Below are 21,467 nucleotides of genomic sequence, written 5' to 3'. Positions count from 1 at the left end.
GCGGCGCCGTCGACCCCCCCCCCCCCCCCGCCGCCGGCCGGGCGGCCCAGCCGCCTTACTGGCTGCCGGGGGGGGCGCCCCCCCCGGGCCCCCGGGGGCGGGGGGCCCGGGGGCCCCCCGAGACGGTGGTCCCATCCGACCGGCTCGTCGTGCTCGGCGACAACGCCGAGCACAGCGCGGACTCGCGGTCCCACGGATTCCAGCCGGCCGGCGCCGTGGTCGGCGTGGTCATCGCCCATCGGCCCATCCGACCGCGGTCCGGGCCGGTCCGGCCCGCCGACGGTCTCGATCGCCGCGGGCACCGGTGACCGCCGGTTTCGCGGTCCTCCGCGCCGGGCTCGGTCCTGACGGTTGCGTTGCGTCGGGTGAGGCCTAGTCTTGCTCTTAACCTTTGGGCTCTGGTCTGACGGTATGCGGTGTCCTGAGTGGACATACGGATGGCATTCGGTGATCATGTCGTCTCGCCAAAGATGAATCCGAACGAAGACCAGCCACCCCGCACAGGCACCAAAACCCACCCGACCCGGCCCCGGACGCCCACCCGGCAGCCCCAACCGACACCACGCACCCCACCACGACGTCGGCACAACCGTCCACCGCGCCCGCACCCAAGCCGAACAGCAGAAACCCGAAGGTTAAAAAGCAAGACTAGCGCTCGAGGGTGCCGCCGAGGACCTCCACCGAGGACGTGCCGTCCGCCGCCACCGTCACCACGCCCCACCTGGTGCCGGCCACGAACGGGTAGCGGCCGGGGCGGGTCGCCCGCCAGGCGTCCAGCAGGGACCAGCCGGCCATCGCCCGCACGTAGTGGTCGCCGCACTCGATCTCGTTGAACGGGTTGCGGCGGGTCCCGTCGTGGCGGGCCTGCAGCGCCGTGACGATCGACAGCCCCTCGTCGGTCAGCCCCTCGTACAGGCAGTGCGCCGCGACCTGGTACTCCACGCCCGTCCACACCTCGTCGCAGTACCGCAGCGGCACCGCCGGCCGGCCCCCGAGCGGCCAGCTGCACACCACCAGGCCGGTCTCGTCGCCGTCGGCGAACACCCGGTAGCCGTGCTCGGTGAAGCCGGTCCGCAGGTTGTACCGCACGATCGAGGCGAGCGCGGTGCGCACCCGGTCGGCGGGCAGGATGTGGCCGAGGCCCAGCTGGTGCGCCCACCACTGGCCGAGGAGCTGGTCGGAGAGGCAGCCGCTGCCGAAGTCGAACGCCTCCCCGGTCACCGGCTGCGCATAGAACTCGCCGTTCCACAGCAGTTTGTCGTAGTTGTCCCGGCCGAGCGTGAAGTGCTCCGCGTAGCCGGCCGCCGCTGACAGGTCGACCAGTTCGGCCATGCGCTCCATCGCCCGCAGCGCCGCCAGCCACAGCCCGCCCACGAACATGTTCGGTCCGTGCAGGCTGATGTCGTACGTCACGGGCTGGTCGCCCTGCAGCACCCCGTCACCGTCGGCGTCCCACACCGCCGCGATGCGATCGACGAGGTGCCGCAGGGCGGACCAGTGGGTGCGGAGCCAGGCCTCGCCGGCGCCGTCGAGGACGGACCGGTACGTCTTGAGGACCGCACCCAGCATGCCGTCCAGCGCCGGGCGCTCCGGCCCGCCGATCGGCACGTCGTGCAGCTGCGGGAGGTACAGCGGGAGCACCACCCGGTGGGGCAGCGTGCCGTCCGGCGCCTGCACCGCGAACTCGGTCTCGCGCATGTCGCGCCCGAGCGCCGGGAAGAGCCGCGCCAGGGCCTGCTCGTAGTTGAAGACGTGGTTGCAGTTGAGCGGGCACGAGCCGCCGACGTCGCCGTTCCAGTTGCGGGTCGACTCGCCGAGCGCGCCCTCGTACCCGAACACCTTGCCGTCCGCGGTGCGGAAGAACGTGGGGGAGCGCACCAGCGTGCCCTGCGCGGAGATCGCCTCCCGCAGCGGCTCGGGCAGGTTGCTCGACGACACCGCGTCCGCCCACGCCCGCGACGCGGCGTCGAGGCGCTCACGGTCGGCGAGGTACGCGTCCAGGACGTCGAGTGCGCCCCCGAAGCGGGTCGCGTAGTGGTTGCCGACCCAGAACCTGCTCCGGTCGTACTGCGGGCGCTGCGGCCCGAACCGGTCGAAGTCCGCGTAGCGGTTCGGGAACCACCAGGCGTGCACGACGTCGACCGTGGTGGCCTCACCGGGCCGCAGCGCGAACGCCACCGCCACACCCGCGTCCCAGGTGTGCCCGGCCGGGCTGGGCCCGCTGGGCGCCCGCATCGGCGACACCCCGCCGGCGACGGCCGCCCGCAGCGCGTCGTCGCTGTAGTCCCCGAGCTGCACGGGCGTCACCAGCTTGGCGGTCTCGACGAACCGCAGCAGCGCCTCGGCGCTCGCCGCCCGGGGCAGCGCCGCGGCCGGCCCGTCGGTCCACAGCAGCATCTCGCCGTAGGCGGGGTCGTCCTCGGCCAGTCCCGGATGGTCCATGAGGACCCCGGTCTGCCCGGGGCGCCTGACCAGCCGGTTGACGTTCCCGCCGTACCCGGCCCCGCGGGTCCCGTCGACGGGCGTGACCCCATCCCACCCGACCCCGTTCTGCAGCGTGCCGAGCAGCCAGCCGTGCCGGAACTGCGCGCTGCGGTTGGTGATCGTGAACCGGTACCGCACCAGCGGCAGTGAGCTGGCGTCGTGATCGAGCGGCACGAACGGTGTGAACGCCTCCATGACCACGTCGACGGGCAGCGCCTCGTCGAGGTACGTGACCTCGGCGAACGGGTAGCTCGCCCGGAACTCGGTGCCCTGGACGGTGGGCCACGGCGGCAGCACGCCGGCGTCGGGCACGTCGGCGTCGGAGACGTTCGGCGCGGGCGTGGGGTGCGGCTCGACGGGCGCGCTGCGCAGCAGGCGCACGACGTCGTCCGGCGGCTCGAGCGAGGAGACGCGCAGGGCGAAGAAGCTGTCGGGCAGGAACCCGCGGTGGTTGGCGACCCCGCTGAGCTGCCACTGCCGCAGGGACCCGTCCCCGGCGAGCGCCACGTGCCCGGTTCCGAACCCTCCGAGCGGGAACGCCACCGCGCGCCGCGCGTCTCCGGTGTACCGCCGCACTGACGCCTCCTAGAGCACACGCCACCCCCGGAGGAACCACACCTGCCGGCTGGTGCCCCGGAGTTCGTGAAATCGATTTCGCACAAGCTAGACGCCCGGTCACGCGCTGTCAAGCACCACTCGCGCCCCTGGTCCCCGCGACGGCCGGGAGCCGCCGCGGGGACCATTACAGTGTTGGGTCATGGCCACGATCTACGAGGTAGCGGCGCTCGCCGGGGTTTCGCCCGCGACCGTCTCGCGCGTCTACAACGGGCTCACCGTCTCCGAGGAGAAGCAGCGGGCCGTTCGCGAGGCCGCCGCCAAGCTCTCGTTCGTGCCCAACCGGACCGCCCGGCGGCTGCGCAAGCAGAGCTCCGAGCTCGTCGCCCTGCTCATCCCCGACATTGAGAACCCGTTCTTCACCGCGCTCGCCCGCGGCGTCGAGGACCGCGCCCAGGAGTCCGGGTTCTCCGTTGTGCTCTGCAACACCGACGAGGACCCGGCCAAGGAGAAGCGCTACCTCGGCATCGCCGCGTCCGAGCAGATGGCGGGCGTCATCCTCGCGCCGGCCTCCGACGAGGTCGACCTGGGCTCCATCGCCGAGCTCGGGCGGCCCGTGGTGGCCGTCGACCGCACCACGCCCTACCCGGTCGACGCCGTCAAGGTGGACAACCGCGCCGCCGGCGTCGCCGCGGCGACCGCGCTGTTCGACCAGGGGTACCGCCGGATCGCCTGCATCGCCGGCCCGGCCGGGATCGAGACGACCGAGGACCGCTTCCTGGGCTGGCGGCAGGTGGTCACGGCCCGCCGGACCGTCACCCACGACGGCTACCTCCAGCACGCGAACTTCCGCGTCGACGGCGGGCGCGCCGCCATGACCGCCCTGCTCGCGCTCGACACCCCGCCGGACGCGGTCGTGACGACGAACAACCTCATGGCCGTCGGCGCCCTGCAGGCCATCGCCGCCGCGGGCATCCCGCCGGCCGAGTTCGGCCTGGCCGTCGTCGGCGAGCTGCCGTTCCTGACATCCGCCCCGGCCAGCGTCGTCGAGGTGCGGCTGCCGGCCCGCCACCTCGGCACCACCGCCGCGTCGATGCTGCTCGAACGGATCGGCGGGGACACCACGCCGCCGCGCACCGTGGTGCTGCGTGCCGAGGTCAAGACACCCTCGCTGTAATCGATATCAGCAAAAGACTTTCCTGATCAGGCACAAGATCGAGCAGGAGTGGCTGGGGTCTTGACGAAATCGATTTCTTGGTCTTCACTTTGCGCACCGCACCGCTTCTCAACGGAGAGGGACGCAGGCTTATGAACGTTCGATTCCGCAAGGTCGCGCTGTTCTGCGCGACAGCCGCCCTCGCGGCTACCGCCCTTGCGGGTTGCTCCGGCGACGACGCCGCCGCGGACGGCGACAAGTCGCTGGAGATCGTCTACTGGAACTACGGCCCGGCCGCCGAGGCGGGCAACAAATCCACCGCCGACCAGTTCATGGCGGGGCACCCCGGCGTCAAGGTCACCCTCACCCCGGTGACCGGCGAGAACTGGGGCACCTACTACGCGAACGTCGCGACGCTGATCGCCTCCGGCAAGCACCCCGACCTCATGGTCATCTCCGGCGAGGGCGCCCAGTTCGTGCACTCCAACAAGCTTGTCCAGCCGATCAACCAGTACCTCGAGAAGGACGCCGACGCGAAAGCCCTCACCGGCGACATCGCCAAGGGGCTCATCGACGGCTTCACCGTCAAGGGCGACGTCGTCACGCTGACCTACGGCTGGAACGACATGGTCGTGTACTACAACACGGACGTGTTCAAGAAGGCCGGCATCGACCCGCCGAAGGCCGACTGGACCTGGGCCGACTTCAAGGAGACGGCCAAGAAGCTCACCGCCGACACCAACGGCGACGGCAAGCCCGACCAGTACGGCTTCACCTGGGCCAGCAACGAGATCTTCCCGGGCATCATGCCGTGGGTCGCCAACGCCGGCGGCAACCTCACCAGCGACGACGTGTGCAAGCCGACGGCCGACTCCCCGCAGGTCAACAAGGCGGTCAGCTTCCTCAGAGACATGATCACCGAGCAGATCGCGCCGGCCCCGATGCCGATGAGCGACGTGTTCACCCGGTTCCAGAACGGGCAGGTCGCCATGTTCGGCGCCGGCCGCTGGCCGATCGCGACGTTCCTGCCCGCCGGGTTCAAGGCGTTCGACATCCAGCTGTACCCCAAGGGCGACACCTACAAGACCGTGTTCGGCGGCGCCGGCTACCCCATCCTGAAGTCGTCGAAGAACCCGGACCTCGCCTGGGAGTACCAGAAGTTCACCGTCAGCAACGAGATCGAGCAGCAGTACGTCGGCACCGCGGACAAGCCCGGCGACTCGATCCCGTCGCGCCGCTCGGTCGCCCAGACGATCTCGAAGGTCGGCGTGCCCCCGGCCAACTCCGACCTCTACTACGACAGCATCGACAAGTACCCGACCCTGGTGCCGTACCCCGCCCCCGCGAAGTACAGCGCGTTCGAGTCGACCGTCCTGCGCCACCTCCAGCTGATCTTCGCCGGCGAGGCCTCGGTGTCCGACGGCCTCAAGAACATGCAGAACGAGCTGAACAGCATCGTCACCTGCTGAAGCCGAAAAGGCGGATCATGACCATCAGCAGCACCACACGCCGGTCCGGGGCCGGCGGCACCATCGCCGCCGACCCCGGGCCACGGGCCCCGCAGGCCCGCCGCACCCGGGGGGACGGGCTCCCCGCGCTCGCCTTCCTCAGCCCCTCGATCGTGACGTTCCTCGTGTTCGTCGCCGCCCCGACGGCCGGGGTGCTGTACCTGAGCTTCTACGACTGGAACCTGCTCAGCGACGGCACCTTCGTCGGCCTCGACAACTTCGACCGGCTCGTGCACGACGAGCGCCTGCTCGGTGTCTACGGCTCCACCACGTACATGGCGCTGGTCATCCTCGCCGTCAACGTCGTGCTCGGCCTGCTCCTCGCGGTGCTGCTGGAGGCCCGGATGCCGCGCTGGCTGCGGGCGTTGTTCCGGCTGTCGTTCCTGTTCCCGTTCGTCGTGTCGGCCTCCGCCGTCGCGCTGATCTGGCGGTTCCTGCTCAACAAGGACCTCGGGCTGGTGAACTACCTGCTCGGCCTGGTGGGCGTGGACCGCATCGACTGGCTCGGCTCGTCGGCCTGGGCGCCGATATCGGTGATCATCGTCAACTCGTGGAAGACGATCGGGTTCTCGATCCTGGTGTACATCGCGGGGCTGCAGTCGATCCCGGCCCAGCTCAAGGAGGCGGCCGTCGTCGACGGGGCCAACGCCTGGACCAGGTTCTGGCGGATCACCTTCCCGATGCTCTCGCCGACGATCTTCTTCCTGGTCGTCATCAACACCATCAACTCGTTCCAGATCTTCGCCGAGCCGCGGGTGCTCACCCAGGGCGGCCCCGGCGACGCCAGCCGCACGATCGTCGAGTACCTCTACGACCGCGCGTTCGGCGACTTCGAGCTGGGCTACGCCTCGGCCATCGGCATCACGTTCACGCTGGTCCTCATCGTGCTCACCGCGATCCAGTTCCGGCTCTCCCGCAGATGGACGTTTTACGAATGAGCACTTCGAGGGTTCTCTCGCGCACGGCGACGTTCCTGGTCCTCGCGATCGCGGCGCTCGCCATCACTGCACCGTTCCTGTGGATCTTCCGCGGCGCGTTCTCCGGCTCCGACGCCGAGCTGTACCGCCTGCCGCCGAGCTTCTCCCTGGACAACCTGACCACGGACAACTTCGGCAAGGTCACCGACCAGGTCCCGTACTACCGCTTCTTCCTCAACTCGATCGTCGTCTCCACCACGATCACCGTCGCCCAGCTGCTCACCTGCTCCACCGCGGCCTACGCGTTCGCGCGGCTGAACTTCCGCGGCAAGGGCGTGCTGTTCGCCGTCGTCATCGGCTCGCTGATGATCCCGATCCAGGTGACGATCGTCCCGCTGTTCCTCGTGCTGTCGAAGCTCGGCCTCACCAACACGCTGTGGGCGCTCATCCTGCCCGGCATCTTCAGCGCGTTCGGCATCTTCCTGCTCCGCCAGCACTTCCTGGCACTGCCGAAGGAGCTCGAGGAGGCTGCCCGCATCGACGGCGCCGGGCACCTGCGCACGTTCCTGCGGGTCATCCTGCCGCTGTCCGGCCCATCGCTGGCGACGCTCGGCATCCTGTGCTTCACGTACTGGTGGAACGACCTCCTGCTGCCCCTGGTCATGATCAGCGACACCGAGAAGCAGACCCTGCCCGTCGGCCTGGTCCTGCTCGCCGGCCGCTTCTCGACCGGTTCGCTCGGCACGATCGCGGCCGGGATCGCGATGGCCATCGTTCCCGTCCTCGTCGTCTTCGTCGCGGCGCAGCGGTACATCGTCCAATCCATCGCATCGAGCGGGCTGAAACTCTGATGAACAGCTGGACCACCACATCGGGCGGGGCCGTGGCCTTCTGGCACGAGCTGCCCCGCAACCTCCTCGCCGGCGCGGTCACCGCGCTCGCCGCCGTCCCGCTCGCGGTCGCGGTGGTGGCCGGGCTGCCGGCCTGGCTGCTTGCCCTCACCACGGTGCCGCCAGCGCTCGCGCTCACCGGCGCCGCCGCGATGGCGGGCGCCGTGGCCCGCGGCGGAGCGGCCCGGGTCGCGCAGCTGCGCGACGTCGATCCGGTGTTGGCAGTGGTACTGGCGGCCGGCGCGACGGCCGCCGGAGTTGGACTGGTGAGCGGCGGCCCCGCCGCACTGTTCGGTGCGGTGTGCGGCGCCGGGCTGCTGCTCGCCGGGCCGTCCGCGCTCGCCTACGGGGCGGTGCGCGGGCGGCGCGGGCTGGCGGCGGTGCGCGGCGGGGCGATCCTCGTCGCGTACCGTCCCGGCTGGGCGTTCACCCTGCTCGCCCTGGCCTGCCTGGGCGGCTTCGCCGTGGTCGCCTCGGCCGGGGTCCTCGCGATCGTGGTGGTGCCGCTGGTGCTGACGGTCGCGGCCCGCCAGACGGCTGCGCTGCTGGACGAGATCGACACCGTGCAGGCGCGCTCATGACCGCGTTCCCCGACGCCGATCCGGCCGTTCCCGGGACCGCTCCGGCCGTTTCCGGGATCGGTCCGGCCGTTCCCATGATCGATCCCGAGCTGGTCGAGGGCATCGCCGGGACCCTGACCCCGCACCTGCCGTCCACGCCGCTCGACGTCGCCACGGTGCGCGCGATCGACGACCGGCTCCGGGTCGAGGTCGCGCCGGCGGTCGAACCCCAGTTCGTCTCCCTGGACGGCCTGCAACTGCGGGTCCACGGCAGCGGCGCCGGCTGCGTGCTGTGGATCCACGGCGGCGGCATGTTCCTCGGCAGCGCCGCCATCGACGACGCCTTCTGCTGCGGCCTCGCCGCGGCCCTGAATGCGACCGTCGTCGCCGTCGACTACCGGCTCGCGCCCGAGCACCCGCATCCGGCCCCGCTGCACGACTGCCGGACCGCGCTCGCCTGGTGCGCGGCCAACTACGAGAAGGTCGTCGTCGCCGGCGGCAGCGCGGGCGGCGGCCTGGCCGCGGCCCTGTGCCTGTTGGCCCGCGACGAGGGCGGCCCGGCGATCGCCGCCGCGCACCTGTATTACCCGATGCTCGACGACCGAACCGTGACCGGTGACGCGCCGGTGTGGAACGGGCGCCTCGCCACGGTCGCCTGGAACGCGTACCTCGGCGGGAACCCGGCCGACGCCTACGCCGCCCCGGCCCGGGCAGCCGACCTGGCCGGCCTGCCGCCGACCTACCTCGACACCGGCGAGCTCGACCTGTTCCGCGACGAGGACGTCGGGTTCGCGCAGCGGCTCGAGGCGGCCGGCGTCGAGGTGCGCTTCGAGTGCTGGCCCGGCGCCGTCCACGCGTTCGAGCGCATCGCCCCCGGCGCCGCCGTCAGCCGCACCGCCGTCGAGCGCCGCCGCAACGCCCTGGCCCGGGACCTGAGTTGGTGACGATCTACGAGGTGGCCGCCCGCGCCGGGGTGTCGCCGGCCACGGTCAGCCGGGTCATGAACGGCACCCGCGTCTCGGCCGAGTCGGAGCGGCTCGTCCGGGCCGCCGCCGAGGAGCTGTCGTTCATCCCGAACCGCACCGCCCGCCGGCTGCGCGTCCAGCGCTCCGCCGTCATCGCCCTCATCATTCCCGACATCGAGAACCCGTTCTTCACCGCGCTCGCGCGCGGCGTGGAGAACCGGGCCCGGGCCGCCGGCTACTCGGTCGTGCTGTGCAACACCGACGAGGAGCCGGACCGCGAGAAGACCTACATCGACATCGTCCTCGCCGAGCACATGGCCGGCGCGATCCTCGCACCGGCCGACGACGCCAGCGACGTGTCGCGGCTCATCGCCGCGAAGCGGCCGGTCGTCGCCGTCGACCGCAGCCTGCACCGCAACGACATCGACGCGGTCACCGTCGACAACCGGGCCGGCGGGCGCTCTGCCGCCGAGTCGCTGTTCGCCGCCGGGTTTCGCCGGGTCGCTTGCATCACCGGGCCCAGCTCGGTGGAGACCGCGCAGCTGCGGATGGAGGGCTGGCAGCAGGCCACCTACGCCCGGCAGGGCCGCGACGACGACGCCCTGCTGCGGTACGCCGACTACCGGGTCGACGGCGGCCGGGCCGCGATGGCCGACCTGCTCGCGCTGCGCGAGCCGCCGGACGCCGCGGTCGTCGCCAACAACCTCATGGCCGCCGGAGCGCTCGACGCGCTGCACGACGCCGGCCTCACGCCGCCCGGCTTCGGCCTCGCCGTCTTCGGCGACCTGCCGTTCGCCTCGTTCGAGCGGCGGGGCATCCGGGTCGTCGACCTGCCGGCCCGCGAGCTGGGCGCGGCCGCGGCCGGCCTGCTGCTCGACCGCATCTCGGGGGCGGTCGGCCCGGCCCGCACCGTGGTCCTGCGCGCGAAGGAAGGTTCATGATGTTCCTCGGTGTCGACATCGGTACCTCCAGCAGCAAGGGCGTGCTGGTGGACCCCGACGGCCGGGTGCTGGCCACCGCCGTACGCTCCCATGAGGTCTCCCGCCCGTTCCCGGGACACGTGGAGATGTCCGCCGACGTGTGGTGGGACGAGTTCCGCTCCATCGCCGCCGAGCTGACCGCCCACGGGGACGTGACCGCGGTCGGGGTCAGCGGCATGGGTCCGTGCGTGCTGCTGACGACCGCCGACGGGGAGCCGCTGCGGCCCGCGATCCTGTACGGCGTCGACACCCGGGCCACGGCCGAGATCGCGGCGCTGACCGGCGAGCTCGGCGGCGACGAGGCGATCCTCGCCCGCTGCGGCTCGGTCCTGTCGACCCAGGCCGTCGGCCCGAAGCTCGCCTGGGTCGCCGCCCACGAGCCGCAGGTGTGGGCCCGCGCCCGCCGGCTGTTCATGCCCGCCTCCTGGCTGGCGTACCAGCTCACCGGCGAGTACATCCTCGACCACCACTCGGCCAGCCAGTGCACGCCGCTGTACGCGCCCGACGACCTCGCCTGGTACCGCCCCTGGGCCGCACGGATCGCCCCGGACCTGGAGCTGCCGCCCCTGTCGTGGCCGGCCGACGTCGCCGGGGTGACCCGCACGGCCGTCGCCGGCATCCCCGCCGGCGTCCCGGTCATCACCGGCACGATCGACGCCTGGACCGAGGCCGTGAGCGTCGACGCCCAGAACCCCGGCGACCTCATGCTCATGTACGGCACCACGATGTTCCTCGTCGCGACCGTCGACCGGCCGATCACCACCCCGTCGATGTGGGGAACGGTCGGGGCGTACCCCGGCTCCCGCAGCCTCGCCGGGGGCATGGCCACGTCCGGTGCCGTCACCGGCTGGCTGCGGGAGCTGTCCAACGCGGACTACGAGGCCCTGCTCGCCGAGGCGGCCGAGTCCGGGCCCGGCGCGCGGGGGCTGCTGATGCTGCCGTACTTCGCGGGTGAGCGCACGCCGCTCATGGACCCCGACGCCCGCGGCGTCATCGCCGGGCTGACGCTCAGCCACACCCGCGGCGACCTGTACCGGGCCGCCCTGGAGGCGACCGCCCTCGGCGTCCGGCACAACGTCGAGACCATGCGCACGGCCGGCGCCCTTGTGCAACGGGTCGTCGCCGTCGGCGGCGGCACCAGGGGCGGGCTGTGGACCCGGATCGTCAGCGACGTCACCGGCCTCACCCAGGTCGTGCCGGCCACCACCGTCGGCGCCGCCTACGGGGCGGCCTACCTCGCCGCCCGCACCACCACCGGCGCCGACATCGCCGCGTGGAACCCGCCCGCCGAGACCATCACCCCGGACGCCGCCCTGCGGCCCGGCTACGACGAGCTGTACGCGCTGTACCGCGAGCTGTACCCGGCCACCCGCGGCGTCGCCCACGCCCTCGCGTCGCGAGCCCGCCGGCTCGCCCTCCCGGAGGAGAGATCATGACCGGATACACCATGCCCCCCGCGGTCAGCCGACCGGCGTGCCCGCCGCAGACGGCGTACCTCATCGCCAGCGGCGACCTGCGCCCCAGCGCCAACGCCGCGGGCTGGCCCACCCAGGTCGCCGTCGAGGCCGCCGTCACGGGCGCATTCCAGGAGCTGGGCTGGTCGGTGGTGCGCGCGCACGAGGGCTTCATCGACAGCCAGCGGATGGGCCTGGAGGTCTTCAAGACGATCCCCGCCGACGCGCCGCTCGTCGTCGCCGAGGCGGTGTGGCAGTACAGTCACCACGTCCTGGCCGGCCTGCGCACCCATCGCGGCCCGATCCTCACCGTCGCCAACTTCGCCGGCGACTGGCCCGGCCTCGTCGGCCTGCTGGGCGTCAACGCGGGCATGGCGAAGATGGGCGTGGCGTACTCGACGATCTGGTCGGTCGACTTCACCGACGACTGGTTCAAGGACGGCCTGCGGCAGTGGGTCGCCACCGGCCGCATCGACCACGACGGCTCGCACGTGCGCGACCTGCCGGCGCTGCCGTCATCGGCTGAGGTCGATCTCGGCCGCGCGCTCGCCGCGCAGCTGCTCGCCGACAAGGCCATCATCGGCGTCTTCGACGAGGGCTGCATGGGCATGTACAACGCCATCATCGACGACGAGCTGCTCAACCCGATCGGCGTCTACAAGGAGCGGCTGTCGCAGAGCGCGCTGTGGGCCGAGATGCTGCGCGTCCCCGACGCCGAGGCCGACGCGGTCGGGGCGTGGCTGCGGGCGAAGGGCATGACGTTCAAGCTCGGCACCGACGAGGCGACCGAACTCACCGAGGCGCAGCTGCGCTGGCAGTACAAGATGTACATCGCGGCGCTGCGCATCAGCGACGACTTCGGCCTCGACGCGGTCGGCATCCAGTACCAGCAGGGCCTCAAGGACCTCTCGCCCGCCTCCGACCTCGCCGAGGGCCTGCTCAACAACGCCGACCGCCCGCCGGTCACGTCCCGCGACGGCGCGCGTGTGCTGTGGGAGGGCGCGCCGCTGCCGCACTTCAACGAGGCCGACGAGGGCGTGGCCGTCGACGCGCTGGTCACCAACCGGATCTGGACCGCGATGGGCCTGGACCCGGCGACCACGCTGCACGACGTGCGCTGGGGCGAGGACTACGAGGGCGAGTTCGTCTGGGTCTTCGAGATCTCCGGTTCGGTACCGCCGTCGCACTTCGCGACCGGCTATGCCGAGGCGGTCGGCTGGCGCCAGGACCCGGTGTACTTCCCGCTCGGCGGCTCGACGATCAAGGGCGTGTGCAAACCGGGTGAGATCGTCTGGAGCCGGGTGTTCGTCCAGGGCGGCCGGCTGCACGTCGACCTGGGCCGCGCCTCGGCCGTCGCGCTGCCGGACGCGGAGACCGAGCGCCGCTCACAGGCGACGACGCCGGCCTGGCCGATCATGCACGCGGTGCTGCACGGGGTGTCCCGCGACCAGTTCATGGCCCGGCACAAGGCGAACCACCTCAACGTCGCCTACGCCCCTAGCGGGGAGGTCGCCGACCGGGCGCTGCTGGTCAAGGCGGCCATGTTCGCCGCCCTCGGCGTCGAGGTCCACCTCTGCGGGGACACCGCCATCGGCTAACGCGGATCCTTGCCGAGGCCGAGGTACAGCACAGCGTGGTCGCGGGCCTCGCGCGGCCACGCGATGCGCAGCGTGGGTCAGCGCCGTCGAGCCTGCCGTCGGGTCAGTCTCGCCGCTCGATCAAAGCTCCTCGACGTCGCGGTAGGACAGGTTGTACCGCAGGTACAGCCGGACCGCGACCACGATCACGTCGGGCGGGAACCGGAACCCGGCGAACGCCGACCGAGGTGGCAGGGACGGACGCAGACGGGTCGAGAGCTTCACCGTTCAAGCCTGCCTGACGTGGAAACGCTCAACACAACGGACCCGGTTGAACCAGATCACGCACGGCTGGGCCAACTACTTCCGGCACGCCGTGGCCAAGCACACCTTCAGCACGCTCGACACCTTCACGTGGCGGCGGCTGACCAACATGCTGATGCGACGACACCGCTGGAACTGGACGGCCATCCGCAAACGGTTCACCACACCCACCGGCACCTGGTTACCCGTCACCGCGGGCGGGACCGAGCACCGGCCGATAGTGGCCATTCCCGTGACCCGCTACCGCTGGCGCGGCACCACGATCCCCAACCCCTGGCCCGCAACCGACAACGCCTGACGACAGCAACCGTGGAGAGCCCGTTGCGCGGAGACGCGCACGGCGGGTTCGGCGAGCGGCCTGGAGAAACGGACCAGCGGCAACACTGACACCGCACTCCAGGCCGACTCAACTAGACAAGATGCCGGCAGCCCCTGGTCACGACCTTGATCGGCCTTGCACCGATAGCAGATTTCGCCGGAATTGAACGGATTATCCGTCCTTGTGGACTGTGGATACGCCGGCTCCATGATGAGCGGTCGCCGGCTCGATCACCGCTCAAGCCTCCATGCCACCGGGCGTTGGTTCGGGCTGCGACCCTGGCGCAGGCGATTGCCTCGATCGCTCGACTGGTCTACGCGACGGCAGCGGCGAGCAGGACGATCTCGGGCTCTCGGTTGGTCAATGAGGGTTGCTTCACCCGCAACGCGGGTGTGCACGCGTCCGGGCAGCGAGCGAGTAGTTTGCCAGTTGATGCTCTACGGCACCGTCCGCCTCGTCCGGCTGGTCAACGAGCTGTACGACACCCGCGCCGAGCTCGCCGAACTGGCCGTCGGCGAGGAGCGGGTGCGTGTCTCCCGGGACCTGCACGACCTGCTCGGCCAGAGCCTGTCGGCGATCTCGCTCAAGGGCGATCTGGCCACCCGGCTGCTGCCGCTCGACCCGGCCCGGGCGCGGCACGAGATCACCGGCCTCACCGAGATCGCCCGCGCGTCCCTGCGCGACGTGCGGGCCGTTACCCGCGACGAGCATCATGTGACACTCCGTGAGGAGATCGCCGCCGCACAGGGCCTGCTGATGGCGGCGGGTGTCGAGACCCGGATCAACACCCCCGGCGGCGACCTCGCCCTGCCCCAGAGCGCGCAACGGGTGCTGGCCTGGGCGGTCCGCGAGGGCACCACCAACCTGCTCCGCCACAGCGACGCCACCACCTGCACGATCACCCTCGCCCGGAGCAACGGCACGACGTCGCTCGACATCCACAACAACGGCGCCCGGAACCAGGGACTCGGCGACGGCTCCGGCCTCGCCGGGCTCAAGGACCGGGCGGCCGCGGCCGGCGGGTGGGCCGGCGGCGAACCGACCGGCGACGGGGGCTTCCGCCTCCGCGTCGAACTGCCCGAGTCGACCGCTGCGGTCGACCACTCGTAGCCACAGAAGTTTGTCAGGCCGCCATGTCGAGACGTGGTGGCCGGCTCCGACCTGCCTGAAAGGAGGCAACTATGGGCAAGATCATCTACTGGGTGCACACATCGGTTGACGGGTTCATCGACGGGCCGAACGGGGAGTTCGACTGGCCGGTGATGGGTCCGGAGATGTCCGCGTACTCCGAGGAGCTGGACAAGCGCGTCGACACGTTGCTGTTCGGGCGCCCCGTGTGGCAGATGATGGTGGGGTTCTGGCCGAACGCCGAGTCCATGTCGGACGATCCGCACGTCGCCGCGTTCGCGCCGTTCTGGCGGGCCACACCGAAGATCGTCTTCTCGCGCACGTACGAGGGCGACGAGTGGACCAGTCGCGTCATCAGCTCCGACCTCGCCGGCGAGGTCGCCGCGCTCAAGGCCCGGCCGGACGCCGGCGACATGCTGCTCACCGGCGGCGCCGCCCTGGCCGCGGCGCTCACCGAGCTGGGGCTCATCGACGAGTACCATATCGCGGTGCACCCGGTGGTGCTCGGTGGCGGGCGGCCGCTCTTCGCCCGTCCGGACCGGCGCCACAACCTGCGGCTCGTCGACTCGCGGGTGCTCGACGGGCAGGTTTCCGTGTCGCACTACGGGCTCGCGTCATGACGGGAAGCATCGTGACAGACGCCGGGCCGACAGCCGCGCCGATGCGGACCCGCGTGCGGGATCCGCGGCTGGCCCTGGCGCTGCTGTCCCTGCCGTCGCTGCTGATCGCGATCGACATCAGCGTGCTCGGCGTCGCGCTGCCCCGGATGGCCGCCGACCTCCGCCCGTCGCCGGCGGAACTGCTGTGGATGAACGACATCTACGGGTTCATGGTCGGCGGCACGATGATCACGATGGGTGCGATCGGTGACCGGATTGGCCAGCGCCGGCTGATTCTCTACTGCGCGGCGGTGTTCGCGGCCGCCTCGGCGATCGCGGCATTCTCGACCGGACCGTGGATGGTCATCGTGACGCGCGCCGTCATGGGCGTGGCCGGTGCAGCGATCATGCCCGCGTCGATGGCACTGATCCGCCAGCTCTTCCCCGACCCGAAGCGCAGCGTCTCGGCGATGGGCGCCTACATGACCTGCTTCCTGGTCGGAATGGCCGTCGCGCCGGTGATCGGCGGGCTGATGATCGAGTACTGGTGGTGGGGCTCGGTGTTCCTGCTCGGCGTGCCGGTAATGCTGCTGACCCTGGTGGTGGCCCCGCGCCTTCTGCCGGAGTTCCGGGCACCGGCCGCGGGACGCCTGGACCTGCGCAGTGCCGCCCTGTGCCTGGCCTCCATCCTGCTGGTGGTGACCGCGCTCAAACTGGTCGTGAACAGCGGCTGGTCGTGGCGGCCGGTCGTCGTCGCGGTGGTGGGCGCCGCGCTGGGTGCGGTGTTCGTGCGCCGCCAGAACAGGCTGGACGACCCGCTGGTCGACCTCTTCCTGCTGCGCCGGCCCGGCGTCGCCCGAAAGATGTGGGTGCTCTTCCTGACCGCGCTGATCATGGGCGGCACTTCGATGTTCTGGGCGTTCTACCTGCAGTCGGTGCAGGGGCTGTCGCCGTTGCGGGCGGCGCTGTGGCTGGTGCCGTCGATGATCGCGATGATCGTGGCGTCGAACCTCGGCCCGTGGCTCGGCCGTCACCTTCCGCCCTCACGCATCGTCCTGGGCAGCCTGGTGCTGATGACCGCCGGGTTCGCGGCGTACACCGTGATCCCGCCCGGCCGGTCAGGGATCCTGCTCGTGGTCGTCGGTGGTGCGCTCGGCACGGCCGGCATCGGAGCGGCGTTCCCGTTTCTGATGAACGACATCATCTCCCATGCGCCGCCGGAACGGGCCGGCTCCGCGGCGTCGCTGACCCAAACGGCCAACGAGATCGGCATCGCGATGGGGCTCGTCGTGCTCGGCAGCGTCGGCACGGTGGTCTACCGCTCGCGGCTGACCGAAAGCACCGGTCACGCCGACGGCTCCTGGGTCGACGGCTTCAGCCGGGCCGCCGATCAGCACGACGCCGCCCTCCTGCAGCACGTCCGCGACGCCTTCACCTCCGGCTTCCGCGCGGTCGGGTTCTTCTGCGTGGCCGTAATGGCGATCGTCCTGGTGCTCCACGTGGTGCGCTCCCGGCGGCCCGCCGTCGCAACGGGAGCGCAACGCGACGGCTGACCATGGACGGGCGGACGATGCCGATTCCTCGCTGCTGGCCGACGTGCTGCTGGGCGCTGGGGCGCGCCGGCCGGCGGCGGTGGGTGGTGGTGCCGACGGGCGCGTCCGGCACGGTGCGGATCCGCGTGCATCGAAGTATTGAGAGTAATGGTCATCGACAGCAATATGAAGGCCGCGAGAAAGCGGGCGGTTGTAGCCTAAATCGTATGTCCCCGTAAGGGGGGGCGAGGCTGGACGAGGTCCAGGTCACGCCATATATCCGCTGGATGATAAGTGGTCACACCCTGCATCACAGTATGCGGATTGCTACTCCGGTGAGCGGACCGAAGCCGTCCTGAGCGATGACCAGGCCACCGTCGCCTCAGGCATCCTCACAAGCCGCGAGTCGAGCGGGTACAACGTCGCTCGCCGTAGAGTGCATTCAAGCTGCCTCGTCGCGTCCGCTGTCCGCGCAGCGAAGTACCGTCGGGCATGAATGCGTGATGGATGACATCGACCGCGTTCGGGTTTGTTGGTCCGCTAGACGGTCAGTGATCTTAGGTCTACTCAGCTGCCGCCGATTGCCGGGTCGTCGCTCAGGTCAGCCGCTATCACTGCCCTCGACGACGACTGCGGTCGGAAACCTGTTCGGCTGAATGTGGCGGTAGCCGAGGGCCAGTGGCTCTGCCGGCAGGCCGAGACTCTCCATGATCGCCCAGCGCTGTCGCCCGGCGGCGGTGGCCCAGTTCGGGTTCTCCGTGCCAACCGCAGGACCAGGTCGCGTATCTCGGCACCGATCGGCGGCCGGCCGGGCCGGTTCGGGTAGGTCCAGCGGCGTTGCACCAGCCGGCGGTGCCAGGCCAACAGCATGGCCGGGGTGACCGGACGATGCCGGCGCAGCCAACCGAGCGGCAGCCGGGTCAACGCGGCCAACACCGCCCGACACCGGCCAGGACGGTCGAGGGCGGCCGATCTGACGCGGTCGGGCAGCAGCGCGGCGAACTCGACCCAGACGAGCTCCAACAGCGATGATGGGATGGCAGCACGGGCGTCCTAATCGGTCACAGAGCCTCGAGAAACTCCGATGATCGACACGCCCCTGCCTGTTTGCTACTCCGGACCACCGTCCTGACCGACTTCCGCCCAATTGACGGACTCTCTCAATCAACTCATCAAAGACTCAGGACACTAGGAGACGTGGGGCCGACGATGAGTGAACGAGCAACCGTCGAGAAGTTGGTCAAGGAAGCTCGGATCCAGCTGCGCGTGAAAAAGGATCGCGTGCGCGCACTCGAGGCCGTTACGGCCGCGGACGCGATGCTCGCCGACATGGACGCCGACGTGAAGGTGCGCGCCGACATCTACGCGTCCGTATCGTCACTGTGGCTGGATCTCGGCGACGAGCAGCGCAGCGAGCAACGGATCGTCCAGGCGATCGAAGCGGAAGCGCAGGTCACGCCGGCTCAGCCGGTGATCCTGGGCACGCGCGAGCTGTTCTACGCGAAGCTGCTCCACGCGCGGCAGCGGTTCGCCGATGCAGCGCGACATGCGAGCGAGGGGCTCGCGATCTACGCCCAGGGCGTGGAGCCGAATCACCCCGAGCTCGCGCGCCTGCGAGCCTACTTCGCGCCGATCCTGAAGCACACGCCCGATCAGCCGCCCGTTGTTGGCGCGCTGCGCGCGATAGGCGAACGCCTGTGCGCGGTGGCGACTGGCAGCGAGGTCGAGATCCGCAGCGCGCTCGGCATCCCGGCGACCCCACCGCCGTTGGGTGCGAGCGAATGCTTGGTCACGGCCGGCGAGCTCTCGCGCGCGAGCGTCGAGCTACGATTCCCGGTCGGCACGCTGACACGGCGCGAGCTCGACGAGGCGTTCGGACCGGCAGACGTGCTGCCACGCACCGGCCCGTTCGCGTCGCACACGCTCGGTTACGGGCTACGGCTCCCCGACGCGCCGGCTCGCATTAGCCTGTACGCGCGCTTCGTAACGACGCCCGAGCCCGAGACCAGCGTGAAGAGCGTACTGGTGCGGATCGATCCGGCATGAGTGTCTCGGGCTCAGCCCTAATCCACGGCGCTGTTGCGTTTGCCGATCGGAGGGGTGCGTTCCAGCGAGTGCCGACCAGTCTTCAGATGGCGGTGGCGAGCTCGTTGAACGCTGCGGCGCAGGGTCGGACGCCGACGGTTCGAATACACCGCTGAAGCATGCCTGACCAGGCAACGCTCAACGCAACGGACCCGCGAGGGCAGTTCGGTGAGTGGCGTCAGGTCGGCGACGGCCGATGCGGGCAGGTGCAGCACCCGCAGCTCCTGGAAGGCGCCGATGCCGTCCAGGTCGCGGATCACCGGGTCGGCGCCGGCGGGACGGCGGTGCGCAGCAGGGAGTTCACGGTCCAGCGGGCCTCGCGGACGCCTTCGGCGACCGGTGCCGCCAGCAGCTCTCCGTAGCGGGCCTGCCGGTCCTGAACGCCCTGCCGCGGCAGCGACCTGCGCACGGGCGACGAGTAGTCGCACTCCAGCAGCGCCAGCCGCAGGCAGTCGTCCATGCGGGCAGCGCTACTGGACGGCGGCGAGGGCCTTGGCGATGTTGCGCTCGGCGAGGTCCAGCATGAAGTCCCGGCCGGGGAAGTCGGTCGCGGCGATCCGCAGCGGGCCTTCCACGAGCGAGAGGGTCTGCGCGTAGTCGTACAGGCGCAGCCGCCGCGGATCGAGGTCGACGGGGCGCAGCGCGGGGTAGTCGTCGCCGAAGCGCAGGCGCAGGAACGCGTGCTCCCACTCGACGTCGAAGAACGTGAGGCCCTCGATGTCGATGACGACGGCCTCGCCGGCGGGCGTGACGAAGACGTGGTCCGGCCCGAGTTCGCCGTGGATCAGCCGGTACGACTGGCGCGGGCCGATCGCGTCGCGCAACGCCAGCACGTGGGCGGCGATCCGGTCCCGGTGCGAGGCGAGCCGCCCGTCGAGCGCGGTGGCGGCGTCGAGGTGGGCCAGGGCCCGGTCGACGATGACGTCCTCCGCCGGTCGCTGCCCGGACTCGGTCCGGCCGAGAAGCCGTCCGTACCAGGGGGAGGCCGTCGTGTGCATGCGGCGCAGGGCGTCGCCGAGGGCTTCGAGCGGCGCCGCGGCGGCCGCCCGGTCGTCCCGCAGCAGCGTCTCGAGGCGCACCGCACCGACGTCCTCGATGAGGGCCAGGTCCGCGTCGAGGTGGTCGCAGGACTGGTCGAGCACGAGCAGGTGCGGCACCCTGACCCCGGCGCCGGTGAGCGCCGCGTGCGCGGCGGCGAACAGCGCGGCGCCAGACGCGTCGGTGAACGGATCGTCCGGCACGGCCGTCGGCGACGGCGGCCAGTAGTTCTCGCCGGCGGCCCAGACGTACAGGATCACGGTCAGGCCGTCGTCGAGCCGGAGCCGGTACACGCCCTTCTTGGACCCACCGGTCACCCGGTCCAGCGCCACCAGGCGCCGGTCGGATCCAAATCGCGCCGCCACCAGGCCGCGCAGCTCCTCCACGCGCAGGAATTCCCGCATCACGCCCCCGTCCGTCTCTGCCGACCCGCCATGGTGCCCAACCACACCCCGCATCGGCAAGCGGATAGCGGCCGCCGTCCATGTCACAGGTGAGCGGGCCGTCTCGTCTCGGGTGCCGTAGGACGAGCGAGCGGAGGATCATCATGCGGGTGTCGAGGCGCCTGGCGGTATTCGGCGCCAACGGAGCCACCGGGCGGGTGCTGGTCGAGCAGGCGCTCGCCGCGGGGCATCGCGTCGCCGCGGTCGTGCGGCGGCCCGACGCGTTCCCGCTGCGGCACGATCGGCTCGACGTGGTCGCCGCCGACGTGCTCGACGAGCGGGCCGTCGACGCCGCCGTCGCGGGCCGGGACGCGGTGCTGTCGGCGCTGGGGGTACGGGCCGGGAAGCAGCCGATCAGCATGTACTCGCGCGGCGCGGCCAACATCGTCACCGCGATGCGGCGGCACGGGGTGCGGCGCGTGGTCGTGGTCAGCTCCGCCGGCGTCGACCCGCGCCCGTACTCCGGCGGCGGTTTCCTGTTCAACCGGGTCATGCTGCCGTACGTGACTCGGGTCCTCGGCAGGACGCTGTATGACGACATGCGGCGGATGGAGGCGCTGCTGGCCGCCGGCGACGTGGACTGGACGGCCGTGCGCCCCAGCGGTCTGTTCCACCTGCCGGCGCCCACGGCGTACACGATGGTCGAGGGGTTCGCCGACGGCATGTACACCGCCCGCGAGGACCTGGCCGCGGGCATGCTCGCGCTGCTCGACGGCGACCGGCACCTGCGCACGGCGGTCAGCGTCATCACCACCGAGGCGAACCCGAAGCTCCTGCAGTGGATCCGTCGCGAGGCGGCCAGGCGCTGAGCCCGTCCCGCGCCCGCCACCGCCGGTGCGCGCCGATAGATCGCCCTGATGCGGCGGGCACCACGCACGCCCGCATCCCCCTCGGCGCCTCGGTCGACCTCGACTGAGCGCGGCGACCCGGCAGGGGCCGCGCGGATAACACAA

Annotated in this window: 20 protein-coding genes; 16 read left to right on the top strand and 4 right to left on the bottom strand. The window is 71.2% G+C overall.

Annotated elements, in window-relative coordinates; genetic code table 11:
* Nucleotides 1-125: 125 nt before the first annotated feature.
* The gene (locus tag ACFY3L_RS40415) at nt 126-308 is read left to right on the top strand and encodes a S26 family signal peptidase (protein WP_389337034.1); all 183 of its coding nucleotides are present in this window, start codon (nt 126-128) and stop codon (nt 306-308) included.
* A gap of 340 nt (nt 309-648) precedes the next feature.
* On the opposite strand, the gene ACFY3L_RS40410 is transcribed toward ACFY3L_RS40415, so the two are convergent.
* Nucleotides 649-3,060, bottom strand: coding sequence for a GH116 family glycosyl hydrolase (locus ACFY3L_RS40410; RefSeq protein ID WP_389337031.1), 2,412 nt, complete (start codon nt 3,058-3,060; stop codon nt 649-651).
* 181 nt (nt 3,061-3,241) lie between these two features.
* Here ACFY3L_RS40410 and ACFY3L_RS40405 point away from each other — a divergent pair, with 181 nt between their 5' ends.
* The 14 genes from ACFY3L_RS40405 to ACFY3L_RS40340 all read left to right on the top strand — a co-directional run bounded on the left by ACFY3L_RS40405 (nt 3,242) and on the right by ACFY3L_RS40340 (nt 18,994).
* Entirely contained in the window at nt 3,242-4,216 is a 975-nt protein-coding gene (locus tag ACFY3L_RS40405) for a LacI family DNA-binding transcriptional regulator (RefSeq protein ID WP_389337028.1), read from the top strand.
* Nucleotides 4,217-4,347: 131 nt separating this feature from the next.
* Nucleotides 4,348-5,664 carry an ABC transporter substrate-binding protein gene (locus ACFY3L_RS40400; RefSeq protein ID WP_389337025.1) on the top strand — a complete coding sequence of 439 codons (1,317 nt, stop codon included), beginning with the start codon at nt 4,348-4,350 and terminating at the stop codon, nt 5,662-5,664.
* Nucleotides 5,665-5,681: 17 nt separating this feature from the next.
* A complete protein-coding gene (locus tag ACFY3L_RS40395) occupies nt 5,682-6,641 on the top strand; it encodes a carbohydrate ABC transporter permease (RefSeq protein ID WP_389337022.1) in 960 nt (319 codons plus the stop codon).
* A complete protein-coding gene (locus ACFY3L_RS40390) occupies nt 6,638-7,471 on the top strand; it encodes a carbohydrate ABC transporter permease (protein WP_389337019.1) in 834 nt (277 codons plus the stop codon). The genes ACFY3L_RS40395 and ACFY3L_RS40390 overlap by 4 nt, the downstream gene beginning before the upstream one ends.
* Nucleotides 7,471-8,091 (top strand): hypothetical protein, encoded by a 621-nt coding sequence (locus ACFY3L_RS40385; protein WP_389337016.1) that lies wholly within the window; start codon nt 7,471-7,473, stop codon nt 8,089-8,091. Before ACFY3L_RS40390 ends, ACFY3L_RS40385 begins: the two co-directional genes overlap by 1 nt.
* Before the next feature lie 74 nt (nt 8,092-8,165).
* Complete coding sequence (locus ACFY3L_RS40380; RefSeq protein ID WP_389337013.1) at nt 8,166-9,014, top strand: alpha/beta hydrolase fold domain-containing protein; 849 nt, start codon at nt 8,166-8,168, stop codon at nt 9,012-9,014.
* Nucleotides 9,011-9,976, top strand: coding sequence for a LacI family DNA-binding transcriptional regulator (locus tag ACFY3L_RS40375; protein WP_389337010.1), 966 nt, complete (start codon nt 9,011-9,013; stop codon nt 9,974-9,976). Before ACFY3L_RS40380 ends, ACFY3L_RS40375 begins: the two co-directional genes overlap by 4 nt.
* Complete coding sequence (locus ACFY3L_RS40370) at nt 9,973-11,451, top strand: FGGY-family carbohydrate kinase (RefSeq protein ID WP_389337007.1); 1,479 nt, start codon at nt 9,973-9,975, stop codon at nt 11,449-11,451. Before ACFY3L_RS40375 ends, ACFY3L_RS40370 begins: the two co-directional genes overlap by 4 nt.
* Nucleotides 11,448-13,067, top strand: a complete 1,620-nt coding sequence (locus tag ACFY3L_RS40365; RefSeq protein WP_389337004.1) for a fucose isomerase — start codon at nt 11,448-11,450, stop codon at nt 13,065-13,067. The genes ACFY3L_RS40370 and ACFY3L_RS40365 overlap by 4 nt, the downstream gene beginning before the upstream one ends.
* Nucleotides 13,068-13,251: 184 nt before the next feature.
* The gene (locus ACFY3L_RS40360) at nt 13,252-13,668 is read left to right on the top strand and encodes a group II intron maturase-specific domain-containing protein (protein WP_389337073.1); all 417 of its coding nucleotides are present in this window, start codon (nt 13,252-13,254) and stop codon (nt 13,666-13,668) included.
* Between the two features lie 453 nt (nt 13,669-14,121).
* Nucleotides 14,122-14,799, top strand: coding sequence for a sensor histidine kinase (locus tag ACFY3L_RS40355; RefSeq protein WP_389337001.1), 678 nt, complete (start codon nt 14,122-14,124; stop codon nt 14,797-14,799).
* Nucleotides 14,800-14,870: 71 nt separating this feature from the next.
* Nucleotides 14,871-15,437, top strand: a complete 567-nt coding sequence (locus tag ACFY3L_RS40350) for a dihydrofolate reductase family protein (RefSeq protein WP_389336998.1) — start codon at nt 14,871-14,873, stop codon at nt 15,435-15,437.
* Nucleotides 15,438-15,478: 41 nt separating this feature from the next.
* A complete protein-coding gene (locus ACFY3L_RS40345) occupies nt 15,479-16,969 on the top strand; it encodes an MFS transporter (RefSeq protein WP_389336995.1) in 1,491 nt (496 codons plus the stop codon).
* Nucleotides 16,970-18,145: 1,176 nt separating this feature from the next.
* Entirely contained in the window at nt 18,146-18,994 is an 849-nt protein-coding gene (locus ACFY3L_RS40340) for a hypothetical protein (RefSeq protein ID WP_389336992.1), read from the top strand.
* 17 nt (nt 18,995-19,011) lie between these two features.
* On the opposite strand, the gene ACFY3L_RS40335 is transcribed toward ACFY3L_RS40340, so the two are convergent.
* Genes ACFY3L_RS40335 through ACFY3L_RS40325 form a run of 3 tightly spaced genes read right to left on the bottom strand, consistent with a single transcriptional unit; the run spans nt 19,012 to nt 20,478 of the window.
* Complete coding sequence (locus ACFY3L_RS40335) at nt 19,012-19,293, bottom strand: hypothetical protein (RefSeq protein ID WP_389336989.1); 282 nt, start codon at nt 19,291-19,293, stop codon at nt 19,012-19,014.
* Nucleotides 19,290-19,493, bottom strand: a complete 204-nt coding sequence (locus ACFY3L_RS40330) for a hypothetical protein (protein WP_389336986.1) — start codon at nt 19,491-19,493, stop codon at nt 19,290-19,292. The genes ACFY3L_RS40335 and ACFY3L_RS40330 overlap by 4 nt, the downstream gene beginning before the upstream one ends.
* A gap of 10 nt (nt 19,494-19,503) precedes the next feature.
* Entirely contained in the window at nt 19,504-20,478 is a 975-nt protein-coding gene (locus tag ACFY3L_RS40325; RefSeq protein WP_389336983.1) for a phosphotransferase family protein, read from the bottom strand.
* A 146-nt stretch (nt 20,479-20,624) separates the two neighbouring features.
* Here ACFY3L_RS40325 and ACFY3L_RS40320 point away from each other — a divergent pair, with 146 nt between their 5' ends.
* Nucleotides 20,625-21,323, top strand: a complete 699-nt coding sequence (locus tag ACFY3L_RS40320) for an NAD(P)-dependent oxidoreductase (RefSeq protein WP_389336981.1) — start codon at nt 20,625-20,627, stop codon at nt 21,321-21,323.
* Nucleotides 21,324-21,467: the final 144 nt, after the last annotated feature.

The sequence above is a fragment of the Dactylosporangium sp. NPDC000521 genome (assembly GCF_042898305.1).
In the GTDB taxonomy this organism is placed as follows: Bacteria; Actinomycetota; Actinomycetes; order Mycobacteriales; family Micromonosporaceae; genus Dactylosporangium.
The sequence above is the reverse complement of the archived record's forward strand: the minus strand, read 5'-3'. Positions and strand labels throughout refer to the sequence as shown.